Origin of the sequence: Flagellimonas algicida (assembly GCF_049629585.1) — a bacterium.
Taxonomy (GTDB): Bacteria; Bacteroidota; Bacteroidia; order Flavobacteriales; family Flavobacteriaceae; genus Flagellimonas.
This window is the reverse complement of sequence record NZ_JBMYIX010000009.1, coordinates 1-577: the sequence shown is the minus strand read 5'-3', so window position 1 is coordinate 577 and position 577 is coordinate 1. Positions and strand designations below refer to the sequence as shown.

Sequence of the window (577 nt, the reverse complement as noted above, 5' to 3'; positions counted from 1 at the left end):
GGATCTGGCGAGCGTGCTCGGCGAGGGCAACAGCGCGGGTACATCCATCACGAACGTGACGGACCCGACCAACGCGCAGGACGCCGCCACGAAGAACTACGTGGACACGCAGATCACGGCGAACGCCGCTGACGGATCGGAGACCATCGTGAACGGTGGCACTGACATCAGTGTGAGCGGAAGCGGTACCACTGGCGACCCCTATGTGGTGAACAATACCTTCACGGAAGTGGACGGTAGCATCACCAACGAGATACAGGATCTGGCCAGCGTGCTCGGCGAGGGCAACAGCGCGGGCACATCCATCACCAATGTGACGGACCCTACCAACGCCCAGGACGCGGCCACGAAGAACTACGTGGACACGCAGATCACGGCCAACGCCGCTGACGGTTCCGAGACCATCGTCAACGCAGGTACGGACATCAGCGTGAGCGGAAGCGGTACCACCGGCGACCCCTATGTGGTGAACAGTACCTTCACGGAGGTCGATGGAAGCGTTACCAATGAGATCAACACCCGCTTCGAGGTAAGTGGGGCGAACCTTGAGATAGAGGACAGCAACGGGACCCTACAG

Annotated in this window: 1 protein-coding gene; it reads left to right on the top strand. The window is 60.8% G+C overall.

The window, feature by feature from the left end:
* Positions 1–148: 148 nt before the first annotated feature.
* Positions 149–577 (top strand): hypothetical protein (locus ACPD8L_RS17245; protein WP_423944899.1); only part of this gene is annotated, 429 nt, incomplete at its 3' end.